Origin of the sequence: Bacteroides sp. D1 (assembly GCF_000157095.2) — a bacterium.
GTDB classification, from domain to species: domain Bacteria; phylum Bacteroidota; class Bacteroidia; order Bacteroidales; family Bacteroidaceae; genus Bacteroides; species Bacteroides xylanisolvens.
In genome coordinates this window covers 278,567-296,617 of record NZ_JH114344.1, presented here as the reverse complement: position 1 = coordinate 296,617, position 18,051 = coordinate 278,567, and the positions used below count along the sequence as shown (strand labels likewise).

Genomic DNA, 18,051 nt, shown 5'->3' with positions numbered 1-18,051 from the left:
GGGAACTTGTGTGTTGGCAAGTAAGGAAATTATTTTTAGTCCTTTAATAAATAAGCTCTGGTGTATTAGAGATAAACTTCCTTTATCCTGTTAGTGAACTTCTTTTGCCTTAATAACAAACTTCCTTTTCATTAATCATAAACTATAATTGCAAGCTTTGTTTTTATAATTGCAAGTTTCATTTATAAAAACAAAGCTTGCAATTTTATAAACGTAACTTGCGTTTATAGATTATCCTTAGTCAATCATAACTTTCCTGTTAGAGAAGAACAAGTTTACTATTAATACAACGGAAGTTTACTATTAATAGCTTGGACGTTAGGTGTTAACACTTGTAATATCAGCTGTTAATGGTTGAGATTTCAGGTATTAATACTTGGGTTGCTGTATATATATGTTTGGGATATTGAATATGTGTATCCTTTAATGATGGTGATGATGTTCCCCTAAAACCCGATGAGGCAGTGTGCCGTGTCCCAATAGTTCGATGGGGCAGTTGAAGTTTCTTTCCAGCCATTCGGTAGTGACGCCCGTGTCCGGATGGTAATCCAGTGTTTCATTGACACAGGCGATGGATTTTACCTGTTGTAATACAGTGCCGATGTCGTGACTGACAAGGATAATGGCACATTCTTTATTGATTTCAGCTAATAACTCATAAAGGCGTGCTTCGAAACGCTTGTCGATATACGTGCTGGGTTCATCGAGAATCAACACTGCAGGGTCCGAGATGATGGCACGTCCTAACAAGGCACGTTGCAGTTGTCCACCGCTTAATTGTCCGATAGAGCGGCTTTCAAGCCCTTCAAGCCCCATGCGGGCGATAATCTGTTTGCCTTTCTCTCTCTGTTCGGGAGTGAACCGGGAGGTGAGCGACTTCTGTATGCTCAATCCGGACAGGATCACTTCTTCCACGGAAATAGGGAACTTCCGGTCTATGGTGCTATATTGCGGCAGGTAACCGAGGAAAAGCTGGGATTTCGCGGAAGAACTTTGGTGGGAGTTTTTGGCAGATGTTTCTGTCGAAGTCCCTTCCGTAGATGTTCTTATGGGAGCCTTCTCGGGAGTATGGAATATAATTTCCCCTCCGGTTGGTTTTAACAGACCGAGGATGCACTTTATAAGCGTTGTTTTGCCGCCTCCGTTCGGACCTATAATACCTAGAAAATCCCGTTCGTAGATGCTTAGATTAACATCGTGGAGAACAGTGCGACCGTCATATCCGGCGGAAAGATTCTTTATTTCGATTATTGGTTTCATCATTGGAAAGGGCTTGATTGGTTCTTTCTTTATACGTTTATTTGGTGGCAGCTTGCGGCGCAAGGGCTTTGGCTACATTCAGCATCTCTTCCTCCCAGTCATAACTTAACGGGTTGATAGGGACCACTTTCGTTCCGGTTTGCTGTGCGATGGTTTCCGCATTGCGTTTGTCAAACTCCGGTTGAACGAAGATAACGCCTACATTTTCCGCCTGACAGACGTCTATCAGGTCTTTCAGATGAGCGGGAGAGGGTTCTTTGCCTCCTTCTTCGATCGAAATCTGATGCAATCCGTAGTCGCGGGCGAAGTAGGAGAGGGCCGGATGATAAATTATGAAGGCTTTGGCTGCTTCGGGGGTGGAGAGTTGCCGGCGAATCAGGCTGTCGGTGTGCTGGATGCGCTGACAGAGAGAGTCGTAACGGTTTCTATAATATGGTTCGTTTGCTTTATCCAGTTGGCTAAGGGCTTTGTAGGTGTTTCCGGCGATGATTAAAGCATTACCGGTAGAATTCCATACGTGTGGCTCTACGGCGTGGATATGGCCGTCGTGACTGTTGTGGCCGTGGGCATGGCCATGGTCATCATTATTGAGTATGAGGTCGATTCCTTTCGAGGTGTCGAACACTTGGATATGGGGAGTATTGTTCATCAGGCGGTCCATCCAGGTTTGTTCGAAACCGATGTACCCGATGCGGAAATAGGCTTTGCTGTCTCCTAAAGAAACAAGTTGCTGGGGGATAGGATCGTATGTCTCCGGGCTGGAACCTTTGGGTACCATGCTGACTACTTTGAATTTATCTCCGGCAATAGCTTCGGTGAAATAACGTTGCGGTTCCAGTGTGACGGTTATCACCGGCTTTGTCTCGTCATCGTTACTTGCTTGGGAGGAACGTCCTGTGCAGGCTGCTATCAGGAGGCAGGTACCAAGAAGGAAAAGTGTTCTCATATCTTTTAGTTGTTGTTTCATGATTTTTTCTGTTTCGGGGTTTCAATCTTATCTTGTTTCTACTCTTGTTTCCGGGCCCGTAATATTTCCCGTTTACCACCCGGAGGTCCGGGGAGGCGTTCTACTGTGAATCCGGCTGTCTGCAACATTCGGCGTACTACACCTTTGGCACAGTAGGTAGTCAGAATTCCGTCTCTATCTAATAAAACATAGAGGCGGTTGAATAGTTCTTGCGACCACATTTCCGGTTGCTTTTCCGGGGCGAAGGCGTCGAAATAGATGGTATTAAACGGAGTATTGGAAGTTGAGTATTGAGAAATGACTGCATTGTTGTTGGTGCTGTTCATTTTTGACTCTTCCTTCTTTCCCGTTATCCATTGATTGACGTCCGTTTCTATTTTTCGTAAGGTGAAGTGTGGCGTAAGCTGCACGTCTTTCTCCCAGGGCGATGTATGAAGCTGCTTAAACAATTCGATAGCCGGTTGTTGTTCTTCTTCATCATTCGGGGTAAATTGCTCATCGGTTGCTGTCTGCTTCCGATGTATGGTAAGCTGCTCATCGCTGGAGATATACCCTAGCTGTTCTACTGTCTGCCAGTCTAGTGGATAGAGTTCCAGTCCTGTATAGTGTATATTTCGTCTGCTTCTTTCCGCTTCTTCAAGGGTGAGCCAAGCGTTTAATCCTGTCCCGAAGCCGATTTCAAGAACACGTGGAGTAGCGGCAGGAGAGGCTTTCAGCCCCATATCGATGAAAATATGTTGAGACTCCGTGCGTGCCCCTTTCGTCGAATGATAATGTTCATTCAATTCCGGAACAAACAGAGTAGCGCTCCCGTCATCGGTTCTCTCAATTATTCTTTCCATCACTCAATCTTTAATACCTAATACTTAATACTTAAAAAAGACCTCTACCCCGCCATAGCATCCCAGGCACTTTCGAGCACATACAGGAGAAGGATATAACGTATCAGTTTGCCGACAAACATGGAAACAATAGTAAGCCATGTGTTACTTCGCATAAATCCTAGTGCAATGGCGATCACTTCGCCAATGGCAGGAAGAAAGGTGAAGAATGCCATCAATGCCCCTTTCCCTTGCAGGAATTTCACCATTTTGTCTACCTTTTCTTTCTTTACCTTGAAGTATTTCTCAATCCAGCTAATTTTGCCCAGGCGCCCCATGTAGTAACAGGTCATTCCGCCCACTGTATTGCCCAGAGTGGCGGATATCAGACAGGCTATCGGGGGCAAGCCGAGTTTCACCAATGCCACCAGTACCAGTTCGGAACTGAAAGGCACGATGCTCCCAGCCAATAAAGCCGAGATGAATAATCCCGGAAGTCCCCATTCTATGAGGAGTTGTATCATTGAATCTACAAAAGCGTCCATATATTAAAAGCAAATAAGAGGATGAGGCCGACCAATGAAATGATAAAGAACACATTCGAACTTTTACTATTGGTCAGTACAAAGAAATGCCCGATCAGGATGCTGTTGCTTATGATAAGCAAAGGCAGCAGGGCACTGCAATATATCGGTTGCAAGGCAATCAGCAGGAACAGGAAGAGCGTCAGGTCTATCAAGAACTGGAGATAGGCACGTGTGCGTATCTTATCCTCAAATCCGGCAGCGATGCAATGAACGGCACTGACGATAAACATCACGAGCAGATAGCCCAGTATAGCCAATTCCCAGGGTTGAAGGATTTGTAAGTTAAAGATTTCTCCGAAAGCTAATAGCTGGTTGAAAGGGCGGTAGAACAACTCCATCTCATTATAGAAGAAGGCGTGTCCGAACAGCATCCAGTAGGGCAGCATCCATCCGAGCAGCGCACCGCAGAAACTGCGAGGAGTGAGCGACTGGAAACGGTAGGCTTCGAATAGCCAAAGTACCGATAGGATGGTGAGCTGTGGGAAAAGAATACTTCCCGCTCCGATAAAGAAGAAGGAATAGAATAGATAGCCCGCAGCTTGAGCTTGCTGATAGCTTTTAAACAGAAAATAAATGGAAATAAGAGAACCGAGGGCGACAATGTCTCCTATGTATAGTAAATGCATTCCCGGGCAGACGGTGACCAGCAGGAAATAAATAGCTGTCTGCATGGAAGCCCTCATGCGGATAATACTGAACTGGTTGTTCAATTCTATCAGAAAATAGCCGATGATTGCGTAAATCAGAAAGCTGACAATTCGTTCTGCCCATCCCGGAAGCAGTAGATCGCGGGTGGATTGCAAGAAAGAAGAGCTCTCCTTGGGTGTTGTTGAGGCTATGGAGTCGGGAAATAAAAAGTAAGTCAACACCCAGCATAGGGCGCAGATAAAGATAACGGCAGGCAGGGTCCACCGTCCTGCCGTCACTTGACTTTGTAGTCTTTTATTTCTCATTTGTCTGTCAGTTCTTTTGCTGCCCGGCGGGCATATATCATCGCTTTGTAGGATCTATATGCCGTGCAAATAGGGGATTTATGCCTGCCGTGGCGTATCATTACAGGTTGTTTCTTACAAATCAAATCCGATGTCGCGGCGGAAATACTTCTTGTCGAAGTCGATCATGTCTGCCACTTTGTAGCTCTGTGCCAGTGCTTCTTCTTTCGTTGCACCGTAAGAGCAAACGGCAATCACACGTCCGCCGTTCGTCACCACTTGTCCGTCTTTCATGGCTGTTCCGGCATGGAAGATGATGCTGTCGGTGGCGGCAGCCTGTTCCAGTCCGCTGATAGGGAATCCTTTTTCGTAGGCTTCGGGGTAACCGCCGCTGACAAGAATGACGCAGCTGGCCGAACGTGGGTCCATCACTAGTGTTTTCTCGTTCAGATTGCCTGCCGCTGTGCCTTCAAGCAACTCTACGAAGTCGCTTTGGATGCGCAACATCACGCTTTCTGTTTCCGGGTCGCCCATGCGGACGTTGTATTCGATAACCATCGGCTCGCCTTTCACCTTGATAAGACCGAGGAAGATGAAACCTTTGTAGGTGATCTTTTCTTCTTTCAGACCATTGATGGTCGGTTCGATGATGCGTGTGCGTACTTTCTCCATATATACTTCATCAGCAAACGGAACCGGAGTAACGCTACCCATACCGCCTGTATTCAATCCTTTGTCGCCTTCACCGATACGTTTGTAGTCTTTTGCTACAGGGAGGACTTTGTAGTTGTCTCCGTCTGTCAGTACGAATACAGAGCACTCGATACCGCTCAAGAACTCTTCAATCACAACGGTTGCCGATGCGGAACCGAACATGCCGCCGAGCATTTCTTTCAGTTCTTTCTTCGCTTCATCAAGCGTAGGAAGGATGAGAACTCCTTTTCCGGCACAAAGGCCATCAGCCTTCAATACATAGGGAGCTTCCAACGTTTCGAGGAAAGCGAGACCCTCTTCGAGGTTTTCGGAAGTGATGCTTTTGTAGCGGGCTGTCGGGATGTTGTGGCGCATCATGAAGCCTTTGGCAAACTCCTTGCTGCCTTCCAGTTGCGCTCCTTGAGCCGAAGGACCGATCACGGCAATATGCTTTAGCTCCGGACGGTTTTGGAAGTAATCGTAGATTCCTTTTACCAACGGATCTTCGGGGCCTACTACTATCATTTGGATGTTCTCTTTTAGAGCAAAAGCACTGATTGCTTCAAAATCGGTTGCTTTGATGTTGACATTCTCGCCTACGGCAGTTGTTCCGGCATTTCCCGGAGCAATGTATAGTTTTTCAACTTTCGGACTTTGGGCAATTTTCCATGCCAGTGCATGTTCGCGGCCGCCCGAGCCTAGTAATAATATCTTCATCTTTGTATTGTTATGGATTTATACTGTTATCTATGATTTGTATGGATACGGTGGTGTCTTTGTCAGTTTTATAGGTTCTGCTCAAAGTACCGGGTGATTTTCTCATGCAGATGTACACGGTCGCGTCCTGCTACGTTGTGCTTGTGGCACGGGTAGATAAACAGGTCGGGATAAGTGCGGGCATCTACACAAGCTTTCATGAACGACAGGGTGTGCTGTGGCACGCAGGTGTCGTCGTGGTCGTCGTGAATAATCAATAGGTGACCTTTCAGTTGGCCGGCAAGGTTTTTCAGGTTACATTCTTTGTAGCCTTCTGGGTTGCTTTCCGGTGTATCCATATAGCGTTCGCCGTACATCACTTCATAATACCCCCAGTCGATTACCGGGCCTCCGGCAACGCCTACTTTGAATATTTCCGGGTAACGAAGCATCAGGGCGGTAGTCATGTGTCCTCCGAAGCTCCATCCGTGTACGCCGATGCGTTCGCTGTCTACGTAGGGGAGGGATTTCAGGAATTCAACGCCTTTTACCTGGTCTTTACCTTCTTCGATGCCAAGACGGCGGAAGGTGGCATTTTCAAATGCCAGTCCACGGTTGCTGCTGCCACGGTTATCGATGGTGAACATGATATAGCCTTTACCTGCCATGTATGTGTCCCATCCGCGTGCGCCGTTCTGCCATCCTCCGGTGACGCATTGCGCGTGAGGACCTCCGTAGACGTATACGATGACGGGATATTTCTTGGCCGGGTCAAAGTTTGCCGGTTTCATCAGGCGATAATGCAGGTCGGTGGTGCCGTCTGCCGCTTTGATTGTTCCGGTTTCGATGCTTGGCATTTGGTAGCCTTCGTAAGGGTTTTCAGCAGTCAGCAGATTGGCTGTTTCTTTGAAGTTTTTGGTGTCTACCAGGTTGATGATGCGAGGCTGGTCTTTTGTTGAATAACGGTCGATAAGATAAGTGCCGGAAGCGCTAAGCATGCCGCTATGTTCGCTTTCTTTGCAGTTCTCGAACGGTTGGCTTATTTTTCCATTGCTCACGTTTACAGCGAAATGTCCGCTTCTCAAGCCTTCTACGGCTGTGAAGATGATTTCTTTACGCTTTGTGTTGAATCCCAGGACGTCGCTGACCAGCCAGTTGCCTTTGGTCAGTTGTTTGACTTTGCCGGCCTGGAAATAAGTACCACCGTTGGCGCTGTTATAAGTTTCACCTTTCATGTTGGCTGCATCGGCATCAAAGAGATAAAGATGATTGTAGCCGTCACGCTGACTTTGATAGATGAACTTGGTAGGGTCCCACGGCAAAAATACGATTGCGTTTTGTGGCTCCACGTATTTAGGATGCATTTCTTCGTAGAGAACGCCCATCGGCTCTCCTGTTTCTGCGTTGTACCGGCAAAGTTTGGCGTGGTTCTGGTCACGGTTTACTTCAATCAGGTAGAGGCTTTTTTCATCCGGTGACCAGCTGATATTGGTGAAATAACGGTCTGTGGGATCACCTGCGTTCAGATAAATGCTTTTGCCTGTGGCAGGATTGTAAATACCCACTTTTACCTGATGGCTCGTCATGCCTGCCATCGGATAACGTACATTGTTCACTTCGCCTACGCGTGCAGTGATGTCTACAAGCGGGTATTGTGTCACCATGCTCTCGTCCATACGGTAGAAAGCGAGCAGGTTACCTTTCGGGCTCCAGAAAGTACCTTTGTTGATACCGAATTCATTCCGGTGTACAGTCTGTCCGCAAACGATGCCTTCGGGTTCATTAGTTACCGCTTTCTCGTTTACATACAGATTGTTACCTATCGTGTATGCCACGTTTCCACTGGCTGCGCAATAGTCTTCATTATCTGCTCCGTCTTTGGGTTTGAGAGTGCTGACAACTTGATTGCTCTTGAAATCATATACAATGAACTTTCCTGCTATCTTGAATAGCATTTGTGGCTTATCGGCCCATGGGAAACTGACGGAATACAGGTGTGATAACTTTCCTGCCTTGTTCTCTTCAAGCACTTTGTTGATCTGTTCACGAGTGATAACCATTGTTTCTTTCCCCGTTTTGGGTTGGATAGAATAAAGGGTATCTACGCCCGGCTTGATACATTCGTCACCCCACCATTGCAGTCCGTACAGGTTGTCTGCATAGCGGTAACTCTCGCCACCCGGAATCAATTCTTCCAGTGTCGGCTTTTTGGTTTCTTGTGCCATAACATTGAATCCGATTGGTAGTGCCAACAATAAAAGCATGGCTCTTTTTCCAATTTTACTCATTGCTCTTTTCTTTATTATTTGTTTTTAAATCCTTCTATTTTTACTCTGTCCAAGGGAGTCTGCTTTATTTGAATGGCAGCACTCAACTTGGCAAAAGCGGTGAATAGGTCGTCAAATTGCTTCTCGTAGCTTTCTCTGTCGGAGGATATGTCCTCTTCCAAGTATTCAATCCTTTTCCTCAATTCTTCCAATTCCTGTTTCGGAGCATGGGAGAGTAGGTATTGACGCATGTGGACGAAGGCATCCATAATATTAATACTGACTTCAATAGCACGGGGACTTTTCAGAACTCCAGATAACATTGCTACACCTTGTTCTGTAAAAGCGTAAGGCATTTTGCGAGTACCACCCCAACTTGATATTCCATTTTGGAATATCAAGTTGAACTCGTCTTTATTTAATTGAAACATGAATCTTGCAGGAAATCGTTCGATGTTTCGTTTAATGGCTTTATTGAAGTTACCTGTGGTAACTTCATACATCTCCGCCAAATCAAAGTCCAACATAACTTTTTGACCTCTGATCTCATAAATTTTATTTTCAATGATAACAATGTCGTTCATTTTTTCTTTAATTGGTTGCTATCATAGATAGCTTATTGGCGAAAATGTTATTTGAACTTGAGGTTGCAATTTGTGACCTCAAGTTGGTTATCAGGGTGTTAATGAGTGTGTGATGTTATAATGTGTCATTAACTATTGAATGGTTTATTCCTCTTCCTTCTTCGGAATCCTCGGCTCCCGGTTCCCCCTAAATTCTCTTGGCCCTCTCGAATCTCTTCCTCCACGGAATTCTCCCCGTGGCTTTCTATCTCTTCCATCACCACCTTTGAACTCACCACCTTCTCTGCGCGGCTTGTATTCTCCCTCTCTGCGAGGTCTGGATTCACCATCCCGACGCGGTTTGAACTCACCTTCGCGGCGTGGCTTAAATTCTTTTCTTTCTCTAAATCTTGGAGCCTGTTCTCCTTCAGCCTCTTTCTTTTCTTCTCCCTCTTCCTGGCTCTTGAACTCTTTGTATTTTCCGTCAAAAATCTCATATTTGCGGAACTCACACTCCAATGGTCCATTGAACAAAGGAACTTTCTGACTTGCTTTCAGACCAATCTGGTCGAAACACTCTTCCCGATAAGAAAGCACCCATGCCTCGTTTCCTACAAACGCATGTTTCAGACGTTCACCGATCATCTGATAAAGTCCAAGCAAATCATTAGTGGAAATACGTTCACCATATGGCGGGTTAGTGATGATAATCGACTTTTCCTGCGGCTGTTCAAACTGCTGGAACGGCTGCAGCTTCAACACGATGTCTTTCGATACACCGGCAGCTTTTATATTGTGAGTCGCAATCTCATTAGCTTTCGGATTGTTATCGTATCCGTAAATCTTATGAGCAAATTCGCGCTCCTGACTGTCATCATTGTAAATCTCATCGAACATATCCGCATCGAAATCTACCCATTTCTCAAAAGCAAACCCTTTACGGAATACTCCCGGAGCAATATTCTTAGCAATCAGTGCCGCTTCAACAGGGATAGTACCCGAACCACACATCGGGTCGATCAAATCACATTCTCCGCGCCATCCGGTCATTAGAATCATGCCGGCAGCCAATACCTCATTTAACGGGGCTTCTACTGCTTCCTGGCGATAACCGCGACGGTGAAGTGATTCTCCGGACGAGTCCAAAGACAACGTACAGGTAGTCTGTGCAATATGAATATTCAGAAGTACATCCGGATTGTTGATACGTACCGACGGACGTTTTCCTGTTTTATCACGGAAATAATCCACAATCGCATCTTTCACCTTATACGAAACGAATTTCGAATGGCGGAACTCATCGCTGAATACTACTGCATCGATAGCGAACGTCTTGTTCACATCGAGATATTCTTCCCATGGAATAGCCTGTATTTGATTATAAACCTCATCGGCATCTTTGGCTGTAAAGTTTTTAATTGGTTTCAGGATACGGATGGCGGTGCGAAGGCAAAAATTCGCCTTATACATCATACGTTTATCTCCTGTGAATGAAACCATGCGGCGTCCTATTTGAATGTCGTTGGCTCCTAATGCTGTCAGTTCTTCTGCAAGTATCTCTTCCAGTCCCTGGAAAGTCTTGGCTATCATCTCGAATTGTTCGCTCATATAGATTCTTTTGATTTTATTTTTTTGCTTTAGTTTGTACGATTCTTGCTCCTGCAGGAACATTCTCCGTTACCCAGATATTACCGCCTACGGTTGCGTCACGTCCGATGGTGATTCTTCCCAAAATAGTGGCGTTGGAATAAACAATCACATTGTCTTCCAGGATCGGATGGCGGGGGATTCCCTTGATTGGTTTTCCGTCGGCATCCAGCGGGAAACTCTTGGCTCCCAGTGTGACGCCCTGATATAGCTTGACGTTATTTCCGATAATACTCGTAGCACCGATAACGACACCCGTACCATGGTCGATAGTGAAGTGAGTGCCAATCTTTGCGGCCGGATGGATGTCAATTCCCGTTTCGCTATGCGCCATCTCCGTGATGATACGGGGAATCAAAGGAACACCCAGTTCCAGCAGTTCATGCGCGATACGGTAATTGCTGATCGCTTTAATAGCCGGATAGCAGAAAATTACCTCTCCATAACTTTCGGCAGCCGGATCGCCGTTATAGGCGGCTTCCACATCCGTTGCCAGTATTCTTCTCATGGCAGGTAGCTTACTGATGAATTTAGCAGCAAGACGTGCAGCCTCTTCCCGTTTCGAGTCGGAGCAGACGATGCATTTTCCCTCTATGGAAGTGCTAAAACACAATCCGGCCAGGATCTGCTCACAAAGTAAATCAAACAATTTTTCAATGTTGACGCCGATGTGATAATTAATTGTCCGGCTGTTAATAGTAGAATTTCCGTAATATCCGGGGAAGAGAATGGAGCGTGAAAGCTCAATAATTTCATACAAGACTTTAGCAGAGGGCAGTGGTTCGCCATCTTTGTGCTGATGAAACAGTCCTTTATAAGATTCGCTTTCCGATAGCTCATCGACTGCCTGTGTCAAAATGTGGGTGAAGTTCAGTGGACTCATTAGGTCAGTTACTCATATTTATATGGGCACAAAGGTATTAAAAAAAATAATAAAATTCGCTGGGATTCAGGATAAATAATGTATTTTTGTCACATTCAAAACATGACATGAATAAGGGGACTGATGAATCGGAAGACTGCTATGAAACTATTTGGACTGTTGGGGTTGTTGATGTTGTTGAGTTGCGGATATGCTGATAGACACCGCAATAACTCTTCGTGCGAACAGGTGTTGGTTGATTCTCTGGAAGTTCGTGTACAGGATTCTTTGTTTTCCAATGTGCATTATTCCCGTTCACAGGTGCTTGATGCATTGGCACAGGCACAAGATTCCCAGATCTATTATCGTCTGCTTGCCCTTTATGGGAAAACATTCTTTGTCTCTTCCGATTTTGATTCTATACTCTATTATAACCGGCGGGTAAAGGAATTTTCCCGCAATGCTTCCCAATCTTCTGAATCTCTCCAATCTCCACAATGGAATGATGTATTATCCGATGTTTATAATATCGAAGGCAACGTGTGGATGCAACTGAACCGCCCTGATTCTGCAATTACCGACTATAAGAAAGCCTACGAATATCGTCTGAAAGGAAAGAAACTACACCTGCTCCCGGATATTTGTATCAATACTGCTGATGCCTACCTGCATCGCAGTGACTTGGCACACACTGCTTCGTATTATCGTCGTGCCCTATTTCTCTGTGATTCGCTAAACTTGTCCGAGCACGCGAAATTCCCTGTCTACTACGGATTAGGGCAAACCTATATGGAACTGCGGGATTTCGATTTATCCAATCATTACTATGAATTGGCCGGACAGTATTTCGATGAGATGAACGTGAGCGAACGATGGACTTATCTCAACAATCGCGGTAATCATTATTATTACCGGAAAGACTATCAGGAAGCTTTGAAGTATATGCGCAGGGCCAATGTGCTTGTCTCTTCTTATCCGCAGATGGTGTTTGAACAGAATTTTATTAAAGTAAACCTGGGAGAATTGTACCTGCTGACTGACAAACTGGACTCCGCACAGGTCTGTCTGGACGAGAGTTATCGATTCTTCTCCGATATACAGCATAACTCGGCCGTACATTACATCGAAACCCAGATGATTGAACTGGCATTGAAGAAAGGAAATATAGCTCAAGCGAAAACAATGATTGCCCGGACTGCTCCTGTCGGGCATCTTGACGCTAATATGCTGACTATACGCAATCAGTATCTACAACATTATTTTGAGCAGATTGGTGATTACCGCCATGCCTATGAGTATCTGAAACGCGATTGTCATCTGGATGATTCCATTCGTAGCGAACGAGTACAGATGCGTGTTGCCGAACTGGATATGCGCTACCGGCAAGATACAATCGTGCTTCGTAAAGAAATGCAGATTCAGCGACAGGCAGGAGAGATGAGGGTGCTCAAATTGAGCGTATTTATCTGGGTGCTTGTCTGCGTGCTGCTTGTGGCGGGGGTAGTGGTAGTTGTCTGGTATATGCGTAAAAAGAGGGAGTTTCTTCGCCAGCGTTTCTTCCAGCAAATCAACCGTGTCCGCATGGAGAATTTGAGAAGCCGGATTTCTCCTCATTTTACTTTTAATGTACTGGGACGTGAGATCAATCAGTTTAACGGCTCGGAAGAGGTGAAACATAATCTGATGGAACTGGTGAAATATCTCCGTCGTAGCCTCGAACTTACCGAGAAATTGAGCGTATCTTTGCAAGACGAACTGGATTTCGTCCGTACATACATCGAACTGGAACGTGGACGTGTCGGAGAAGATTTTGTCGCAACAATCACGGTGGAGGACGGTTTAGATGCAACCCGCATCATGATTCCATCTATGATTGTGCAAATTCCGGTGGAGAATGCTATTAAACATGGACTGGCGGGAAAGGACGGAAAAAAGGAGCTAATGGTATATGTTTCCCGTGAAACAAATGGGATTCGCATAACGGTTACCGACAACGGACGCGGGTATCTCCCGCAGGTAGTTTCCGCCACACGGGGTACTGGTACAGGATTGAAAGTGTTGTATCAGACCATTCAATTACTGAATACAAAGAACAAGAGTGATAAAATACGTTTTAATATAACCAACAGAAGCGATGGACAAACCGGTACGGAAGTGTCGGTATATATCCCGTTTCGTTTTTCTTATGATTTATGATGGAGACAGAAGAAAAGTATAAGGTAGTCATCGTTGACGATGAACGTACAGCGATTGATGCTTTGCGCCGCGAGTTAGAGCCCTATCGTGAATTTGAAGTAAAAGGAATTGCAGGGAATGGTGCAAAGGGTAAAAAGATGATTATGGAGTTGCATCCGGATTTATTGTTTCTCGATGTGGAGCTTCCGGATACATTGGGGCTTAACCTGCTAAGTGAAATTAGAGAGGATATTTTGTGGGATATGAAGGTGGTGTTTTACACCTCTTATGATAAATACTTGCTTCAGGCATTGCGTGAGTCGGCTTTCGACTTCCTGTTAAAGCCTTTTGAGGCGGAAGACCTGAAAGTGATTATGGAGCGTTACCGGAAGGCAATGACCTCTGCTGCGCTTCCTCTTTTGCCTTCTTTTGCCTCTTCTATCAGTGCATTAATGCCACAACAAGGCATGTTTATGATTAGCACAGTGACGGGTTTCAAGCTTTTACGCCTGGAAGAAATCGGCTTTTTTGAGTATCTGAAAGATAAACGTCAATGGCAGGTAGTCTTGTTTAATCAGACTCGCCTGAATTTGAAGCGGAATACAAAAGCAGAAGATATTATCAGTTATTCACAAGCTTTTGTGCAGATTAGCCAATCGGCTATTGTAAATGTTAATTATTTGGCAATGATTGATGGTAAGTGTTGCCAACTCTATCCACCTTTTCACGATAAAAACGATTTGATGATTTCTCGAAGTTATCTGAAAGAACTGCAAGAACGTTTCTTTGTTTTGTAATGTAGACCTTATAAATTGCAATACGCCACTTCTTCAGCAGAAGCGGCGTATCTTTTTTGTTAGAATATTAGAATGAGAGAGAGTTTATGTTACATATTTGTATTATCCATCGTAACAGTCATTTCGGGTACCAGTATATAGGCTTGTTTTTTAGCGTTCCATTTATAATAATTGGTGGTAACGGTCTTGCCTTCATACGTATAGTTGATGCGTAGGTCTTTTTCCCATTCGTCCTTGTTGCTATTCCACTTTAAGGCTTCGCTTTCAATCATACGTTTATTGTCATCGTACTTGTAGTTGTACTTCATGTAGTTGGCAAGTGTGTTTCCGTCCATTTTGTAAACGGTCTGTCCCACTGTCATACCATTCTCTTCGATTGGATTATAAATCAATTGATTATCGTAGCTACGTGCAGAAGTAGCAAGCGACACAACAAGAAGAGCTGCAGATAAAACGAACATTTTTAAAGATACTTTTGCTTTCATGGCTATTTAAGTTTTTGAGTTATACTTTCATTTGTCTATCAAATGCGTTGGTTTTACGCTGCAAATCTACATATTAATTTGGTATTTATGCATTTTTGAAGATAAAATATTGTCAAAATGTCAAGATGTAGGGTCGGAGATGGGTTGCTTTTTGCCAAGATTGGTGACAAAAAAATATCCGGCAGTCAATCTGCCGGATATAGAATGAATCACTTCGTCGAAAAAGGATTCCTTTTTCTAGCTTTCTGGATAATGAGTTAAATAATGTTATTATCCATACTTGCTTCTATTTTGTAAGCGGAAACCCCGGATAAGGTGGAGTCTCCCTGCGCAATTAGTATCTAAAAGATAGCAATTCCTTATTGAGGTGGCCTTTATCCACTTGATGGTTTAATGTGCCTCAAGCCAGTTTTTGCCCCATCCGCAATCTGCTTTCAAGGGGACGTGCATGCGGTATGCTTTCTCCATTTCTTCGATGACAATTTCTTCTACACGCTCTTTTTCATTGACAGGAACGCTGAAGTTTAATTCGTCATGTACTTGTAGGATCATTTTGGCTTGTATTCCTTCGGCCTGGAACCGTTGATAGATACGTGCCATTGCTACTTTTATAATATCTGCCGCACTTCCCTGGATAGGGGCGTTGATGGCATTTCGTTCCGCATATCCGCGTACAACGGCATTGCGGGAGTTGATGTCCGGCAAGAAGCGTTTCCGGTGGAAAATTGTTTCTACATAACCTTTTTCCTGGGCCACCTGAATACTTTTGTCCATATAGGCTTTCACTCCCGGATAAGTTTCAAAGTAACCGTCGATTAGTTCTTTGGCTTCTTTGCGGTCTACATTCATCCGTTCGGCAAGACCAAATACGGATATGCCATAGATGATACCGAAATTGGCAGTCTTGGCTTTACGGCGCATGTCGGAATCTACATCTTTCAGATCAATCTTATAGATTTTGGCAGCGGTGGCAGCATGAATATCGTGGTTGCTAAGGAAAGCATCAATCATATTCTTATCCTCGCTAAGGTGTGCCATAATACGCAATTCGATCTGCGAATAGTCGGCAGAGAAGAAGAGGCAGCCTTCATCGGGGATGAATGCTTTACGGATTTCTTTTCCATTCTCGTCGCGGATAGGGATATTCTGTAAATTCGGGTTACTTGAGCTAAGGCGTCCCGTAGCGGTTACAGTCTGGTTGAAAGAGGTATGCACCCTTCCTGTGCGTGGGTTGATAAGTAGGGGAAGTGCGTCGATATACGTGCCCAATAGCTTTTTTAGTCCGCGATGTTCCAGAATCTTTTCTACCACAGGATGTTTATGCCGGAGGCTTTCGAGCACTTCTTCCGAGGTGACATACTGCCCGGTCTTGGTCTTTTTCGCTTTTTCTACAATCTTCAGCTTGTCAAACAAGACTTCGCCGACTTGCTTGGGTGAAGCGATGTTGAAGGTCTCACCGGCCAGTTCGTAGATTTCTTTTTCGATTTGCTCCATCTGGGCGGTGAAATGAGCGGATGATTGTTGCAGTGCTTCCGTGTCTAGCAATACTCCGTTCCGTTCGATATTGACTAATACCGGAACAAGAGGCATTTCTATATCATAGAATAAACGTTCGGCGTCATTCTCTTTCAGCTCTTTCTCCAATACGTTTTTCAGTTTCAGAGTGATGTCCGCATCTTCGCAAGCGTACAGATATACATCTTTCGGGTCGAGGTCGCGCATGTTCTTCTGATTCTTTCCTTTGGGGCCTATCAGTTCGTCAATATGGATGGTCTGATAATGCAGATAAATTTCTGCCAGGTAATCCATGCCATGACGAAGTTCCGGTTGAAGAACATAGTGAGCGATCATCGTATCGAAAAGCGGACCTTTTACTACTGCACCATAATTTTGAAGAACGATCATATCGTACTTGATATTCTGTCCGACTTTTAACGAATTCTCATTTTCGAAGACCGGGCGGAACTCCTTTACGATTTTTAACGCTTCGTCCCGGTCTGATGGAACAGGAACATAAAATGCTTCATTTTCGGCAATGGAAAAACTCATTCCGACCAATTCGGCATCCATTGGTTCGGTCTCGGTAGTTTCCGTATCTAATGAGAGAATTTTCGATGTAAGTAACTTTTGAATAATTTCTCTTCTTTTCTTCTCTGTATCAATGAGTTGGTAGTTACGTGACTGCGATTCTAACGTCTCTAGATTCGATTTTTTTGCTTCATTCGGCTCATTGGGCGTGAAATTCGCAAACAAATCGCCTTGTATTCCGCCTCCTTCTTCGGGAAAAAGTGGAAGAGGAGAGGGGGCGCTTTTTCCGGTGGCTACTTTGCTTTTGGGAGTGGAGGTTATTCCATTTCCGGAAACCTCTTTTTTTAGTACCCGGTCGATGAGCGTTCTAAATTCCAGTTCTTCGAAAATGCTGCGAAGTGAATCTTCGTCTGCTTCTTCGCGGACAAGAGAATCCATTTCAAGTTGGATGGGCACATCGATTTTAATCGTGGCGAGGAATTTCGAGAAAGTAATCATTTCCCGGTTCGTTTCCACTTTTGTTTTCAGTGCACCTTTCAGTTGGTCGGTATGCTCTAATAAGTTTTCGATGCTTCCGAATTCAGAAATTAGTTTTTGGGCAGTCTTTTCTCCTACTCCGGGACATCCGGGGATATTATCCGAAGAGTCGCCCATCAGTCCGAGCATGTCAATCACTTGTGCCGGAGACTGAATGTCAAACTTGGCTTTCACTTCTTCAACACCCATCACTTCGAAACCTCCTGTGTGCTTGGGACGGTACATAAATACCTTGTCGCTTACCAACTGCCCGTAATCTTTGTCGGGAGTCATCATATAGGTGGTGATACCTTGGCGACCGGCTTCGGTGGCAAGCGTACCTATCACGTCGTCGGCTTCGTAGCCTGCAACTTCCAGAATAGGGATGCGGTAAGCACGAATAATATCCTTTATAATAGGCACGGAAAGGCGGATCGCTTCCGGAGTTTCTTCACGCTGCGCTTTATATTGTTCGAAAGCTTCGTGGCGGAAGGTAGGTCCTGCAGGGTCGAAGGCTACTCCTATATGAGTGGGATTCTCTTTTTTCAGCACTTCTTCGAGGGTGTTTACAAAACCCAGTATAGCTGAAGTGTTGAATCCTTTGGAATTGATTCTTGGGTTCTTGATAAAGGCGTAATATGCCCGGTATATCAGTGCATAAGCGTCTAAAAGAAATAATTTATTACTTGAATCCATAGATTTAATTAATTTTTCATGGTAAAAGTACAAAAAAATACGGTATTCAGCGTTTTATT

Annotated in this window: 15 protein-coding genes; 3 read left to right on the top strand and 12 right to left on the bottom strand. The window is 44.7% G+C overall.

Annotated features, from left to right (window positions below):
* Positions 1 to 423: 423 nt before the first annotated feature.
* The 10 genes from BSAG_RS07410 to BSAG_RS07455 all read right to left on the bottom strand — a co-directional run bounded on the left by BSAG_RS07410 (position 424) and on the right by BSAG_RS07455 (position 11,316).
* A complete protein-coding gene (locus BSAG_RS07410) occupies positions 424 to 1,260 on the bottom strand; it encodes a metal ABC transporter ATP-binding protein (RefSeq protein ID WP_008770478.1) in 837 nt (278 codons plus the stop codon).
* 37 nt (positions 1,261 to 1,297) lie between these two features.
* Positions 1,298 to 2,227, bottom strand: a complete 930-nt coding sequence (locus tag BSAG_RS07415) for a metal ABC transporter solute-binding protein, Zn/Mn family (RefSeq protein WP_004313715.1) — start codon at positions 2,225 to 2,227, stop codon at positions 1,298 to 1,300.
* Between the two features lie 38 nt (positions 2,228 to 2,265).
* A complete protein-coding gene (gene mnmD / locus BSAG_RS07420; RefSeq protein ID WP_004313716.1) occupies positions 2,266 to 3,069 on the bottom strand; it encodes a tRNA (5-methylaminomethyl-2-thiouridine)(34)-methyltransferase MnmD in 804 nt (267 codons plus the stop codon).
* A 44-nt stretch (positions 3,070 to 3,113) separates the two neighbouring features.
* Positions 3,114 to 3,593 carry a YqaA family protein gene (locus tag BSAG_RS07425; RefSeq protein WP_008023780.1) on the bottom strand — a complete coding sequence of 160 codons (480 nt, stop codon included), beginning with the start codon at positions 3,591 to 3,593 and terminating at the stop codon, positions 3,114 to 3,116.
* Complete coding sequence (locus tag BSAG_RS07430; RefSeq protein ID WP_004313718.1) at positions 3,578 to 4,588, bottom strand: hypothetical protein; 1,011 nt, start codon at positions 4,586 to 4,588, stop codon at positions 3,578 to 3,580. The genes BSAG_RS07425 and BSAG_RS07430 overlap by 16 nt, the downstream gene beginning before the upstream one ends.
* Positions 4,589 to 4,702: 114 nt before the next feature.
* Entirely contained in the window at positions 4,703 to 5,977 is a 1,275-nt protein-coding gene (gene purD, locus BSAG_RS07435; RefSeq protein WP_004313719.1) for a phosphoribosylamine--glycine ligase, read from the bottom strand.
* A gap of 68 nt (positions 5,978 to 6,045) precedes the next feature.
* Positions 6,046 to 8,244 carry a S9 family peptidase gene (locus tag BSAG_RS07440; RefSeq protein WP_004313720.1) on the bottom strand — a complete coding sequence of 733 codons (2,199 nt, stop codon included), beginning with the start codon at positions 8,242 to 8,244 and terminating at the stop codon, positions 6,046 to 6,048.
* A 14-nt stretch (positions 8,245 to 8,258) separates the two neighbouring features.
* Complete coding sequence (locus tag BSAG_RS07445; protein WP_004313721.1) at positions 8,259 to 8,807, bottom strand: ORF6N domain-containing protein; 549 nt, start codon at positions 8,805 to 8,807, stop codon at positions 8,259 to 8,261.
* A gap of 144 nt (positions 8,808 to 8,951) precedes the next feature.
* Complete coding sequence (locus BSAG_RS07450; RefSeq protein WP_004313722.1) at positions 8,952 to 10,394, bottom strand: class I SAM-dependent RNA methyltransferase; 1,443 nt, start codon at positions 10,392 to 10,394, stop codon at positions 8,952 to 8,954.
* A 16-nt stretch (positions 10,395 to 10,410) separates the two neighbouring features.
* Complete coding sequence (locus tag BSAG_RS07455) at positions 10,411 to 11,316, bottom strand: serine O-acetyltransferase (protein ID WP_004313723.1); 906 nt, start codon at positions 11,314 to 11,316, stop codon at positions 10,411 to 10,413.
* Between the two features lie 123 nt (positions 11,317 to 11,439).
* Between BSAG_RS07455 and BSAG_RS07460 the strand changes: the two genes are divergently transcribed.
* Positions 11,440 to 13,491: a histidine kinase gene (locus tag BSAG_RS07460; RefSeq protein ID WP_004313724.1), complete on the top strand. Its 2,052-nt coding sequence runs from the start codon at positions 11,440 to 11,442 to the stop codon at positions 13,489 to 13,491.
* Positions 13,488 to 14,267, top strand: a complete 780-nt coding sequence (locus BSAG_RS07465) for a LytR/AlgR family response regulator transcription factor (RefSeq protein WP_004313725.1) — start codon at positions 13,488 to 13,490, stop codon at positions 14,265 to 14,267. Before BSAG_RS07460 ends, BSAG_RS07465 begins: the two co-directional genes overlap by 4 nt.
* An 89-nt stretch (positions 14,268 to 14,356) precedes the next feature.
* Here the strand turns inward: BSAG_RS07465 and BSAG_RS07470 are convergent, their stop codons facing one another.
* Positions 14,357 to 14,752 carry a DUF3836 domain-containing protein gene (locus BSAG_RS07470; protein WP_004313726.1) on the bottom strand — a complete coding sequence of 132 codons (396 nt, stop codon included), beginning with the start codon at positions 14,750 to 14,752 and terminating at the stop codon, positions 14,357 to 14,359.
* Between the two features lie 117 nt (positions 14,753 to 14,869).
* Here BSAG_RS07470 and BSAG_RS24470 point away from each other — a divergent pair, with 117 nt between their 5' ends.
* On the top strand, positions 14,870 to 15,013 hold the full coding sequence (locus BSAG_RS24470) for a hypothetical protein (protein WP_008997641.1): 144 nt from the start codon (positions 14,870 to 14,872) through the stop codon (positions 15,011 to 15,013).
* 129 nt (positions 15,014 to 15,142) lie between these two features.
* On the opposite strand, the gene polA is transcribed toward BSAG_RS24470, so the two are convergent.
* Positions 15,143 to 17,992: a DNA polymerase I gene (gene polA, locus BSAG_RS07475; protein ID WP_004313727.1), complete on the bottom strand. Its 2,850-nt coding sequence runs from the start codon at positions 17,990 to 17,992 to the stop codon at positions 15,143 to 15,145.
* Positions 17,993 to 18,051: the final 59 nt, after the last annotated feature.

Excerpts from the sequence above, each read along its gene's own strand:
- BSAG_RS07460 (WP_004313724.1), top strand. The coding sequence starts at position 11,440 with ATGAATCGGAAGACTGCTATGAAACTATTTGGACTGTTGGGGTTGTTG.
- BSAG_RS07425 (WP_008023780.1), bottom strand. The coding sequence starts at position 3,593 with ATGGACGCTTTTGTAGATTCAATGATACAACTCCTCATAGAATGGGGA.
- BSAG_RS07465 (WP_004313725.1), top strand. The coding sequence starts at position 13,488 with ATGATGGAGACAGAAGAAAAGTATAAGGTAGTCATCGTTGACGATGAA.
- BSAG_RS07415 (WP_004313715.1), bottom strand. The coding sequence starts at position 2,227 with ATGAAACAACAACTAAAAGATATGAGAACACTTTTCCTTCTTGGTACC.
- BSAG_RS07470 (WP_004313726.1), bottom strand. The coding sequence starts at position 14,752 with ATGAAAGCAAAAGTATCTTTAAAAATGTTCGTTTTATCTGCAGCTCTT.
- polA (WP_004313727.1), bottom strand. The coding sequence starts at position 17,992 with ATGGATTCAAGTAATAAATTATTTCTTTTAGACGCTTATGCACTGATA.
- BSAG_RS07440 (WP_004313720.1), bottom strand. The coding sequence starts at position 8,244 with ATGAGTAAAATTGGAAAAAGAGCCATGCTTTTATTGTTGGCACTACCA.
- mnmD (WP_004313716.1), bottom strand. The coding sequence starts at position 3,069 with ATGGAAAGAATAATTGAGAGAACCGATGACGGGAGCGCTACTCTGTTT.
- BSAG_RS07410 (WP_008770478.1), bottom strand. The coding sequence starts at position 1,260 with ATGAAACCAATAATCGAAATAAAGAATCTTTCCGCCGGATATGACGGT.
- BSAG_RS07450 (WP_004313722.1), bottom strand. The coding sequence starts at position 10,394 with ATGAGCGAACAATTCGAGATGATAGCCAAGACTTTCCAGGGACTGGAA.
- BSAG_RS07455 (WP_004313723.1), bottom strand. The coding sequence starts at position 11,316 with ATGAGTCCACTGAACTTCACCCACATTTTGACACAGGCAGTCGATGAG.
- BSAG_RS07430 (WP_004313718.1), bottom strand. The coding sequence starts at position 4,588 with ATGAGAAATAAAAGACTACAAAGTCAAGTGACGGCAGGACGGTGGACC.
- purD (WP_004313719.1), bottom strand. The coding sequence starts at position 5,977 with ATGAAGATATTATTACTAGGCTCGGGCGGCCGCGAACATGCACTGGCA.
- BSAG_RS24470 (WP_008997641.1), top strand. The coding sequence starts at position 14,870 with ATGTCAAGATGTAGGGTCGGAGATGGGTTGCTTTTTGCCAAGATTGGT.
- BSAG_RS07445 (WP_004313721.1), bottom strand. The coding sequence starts at position 8,807 with ATGAACGACATTGTTATCATTGAAAATAAAATTTATGAGATCAGAGGT.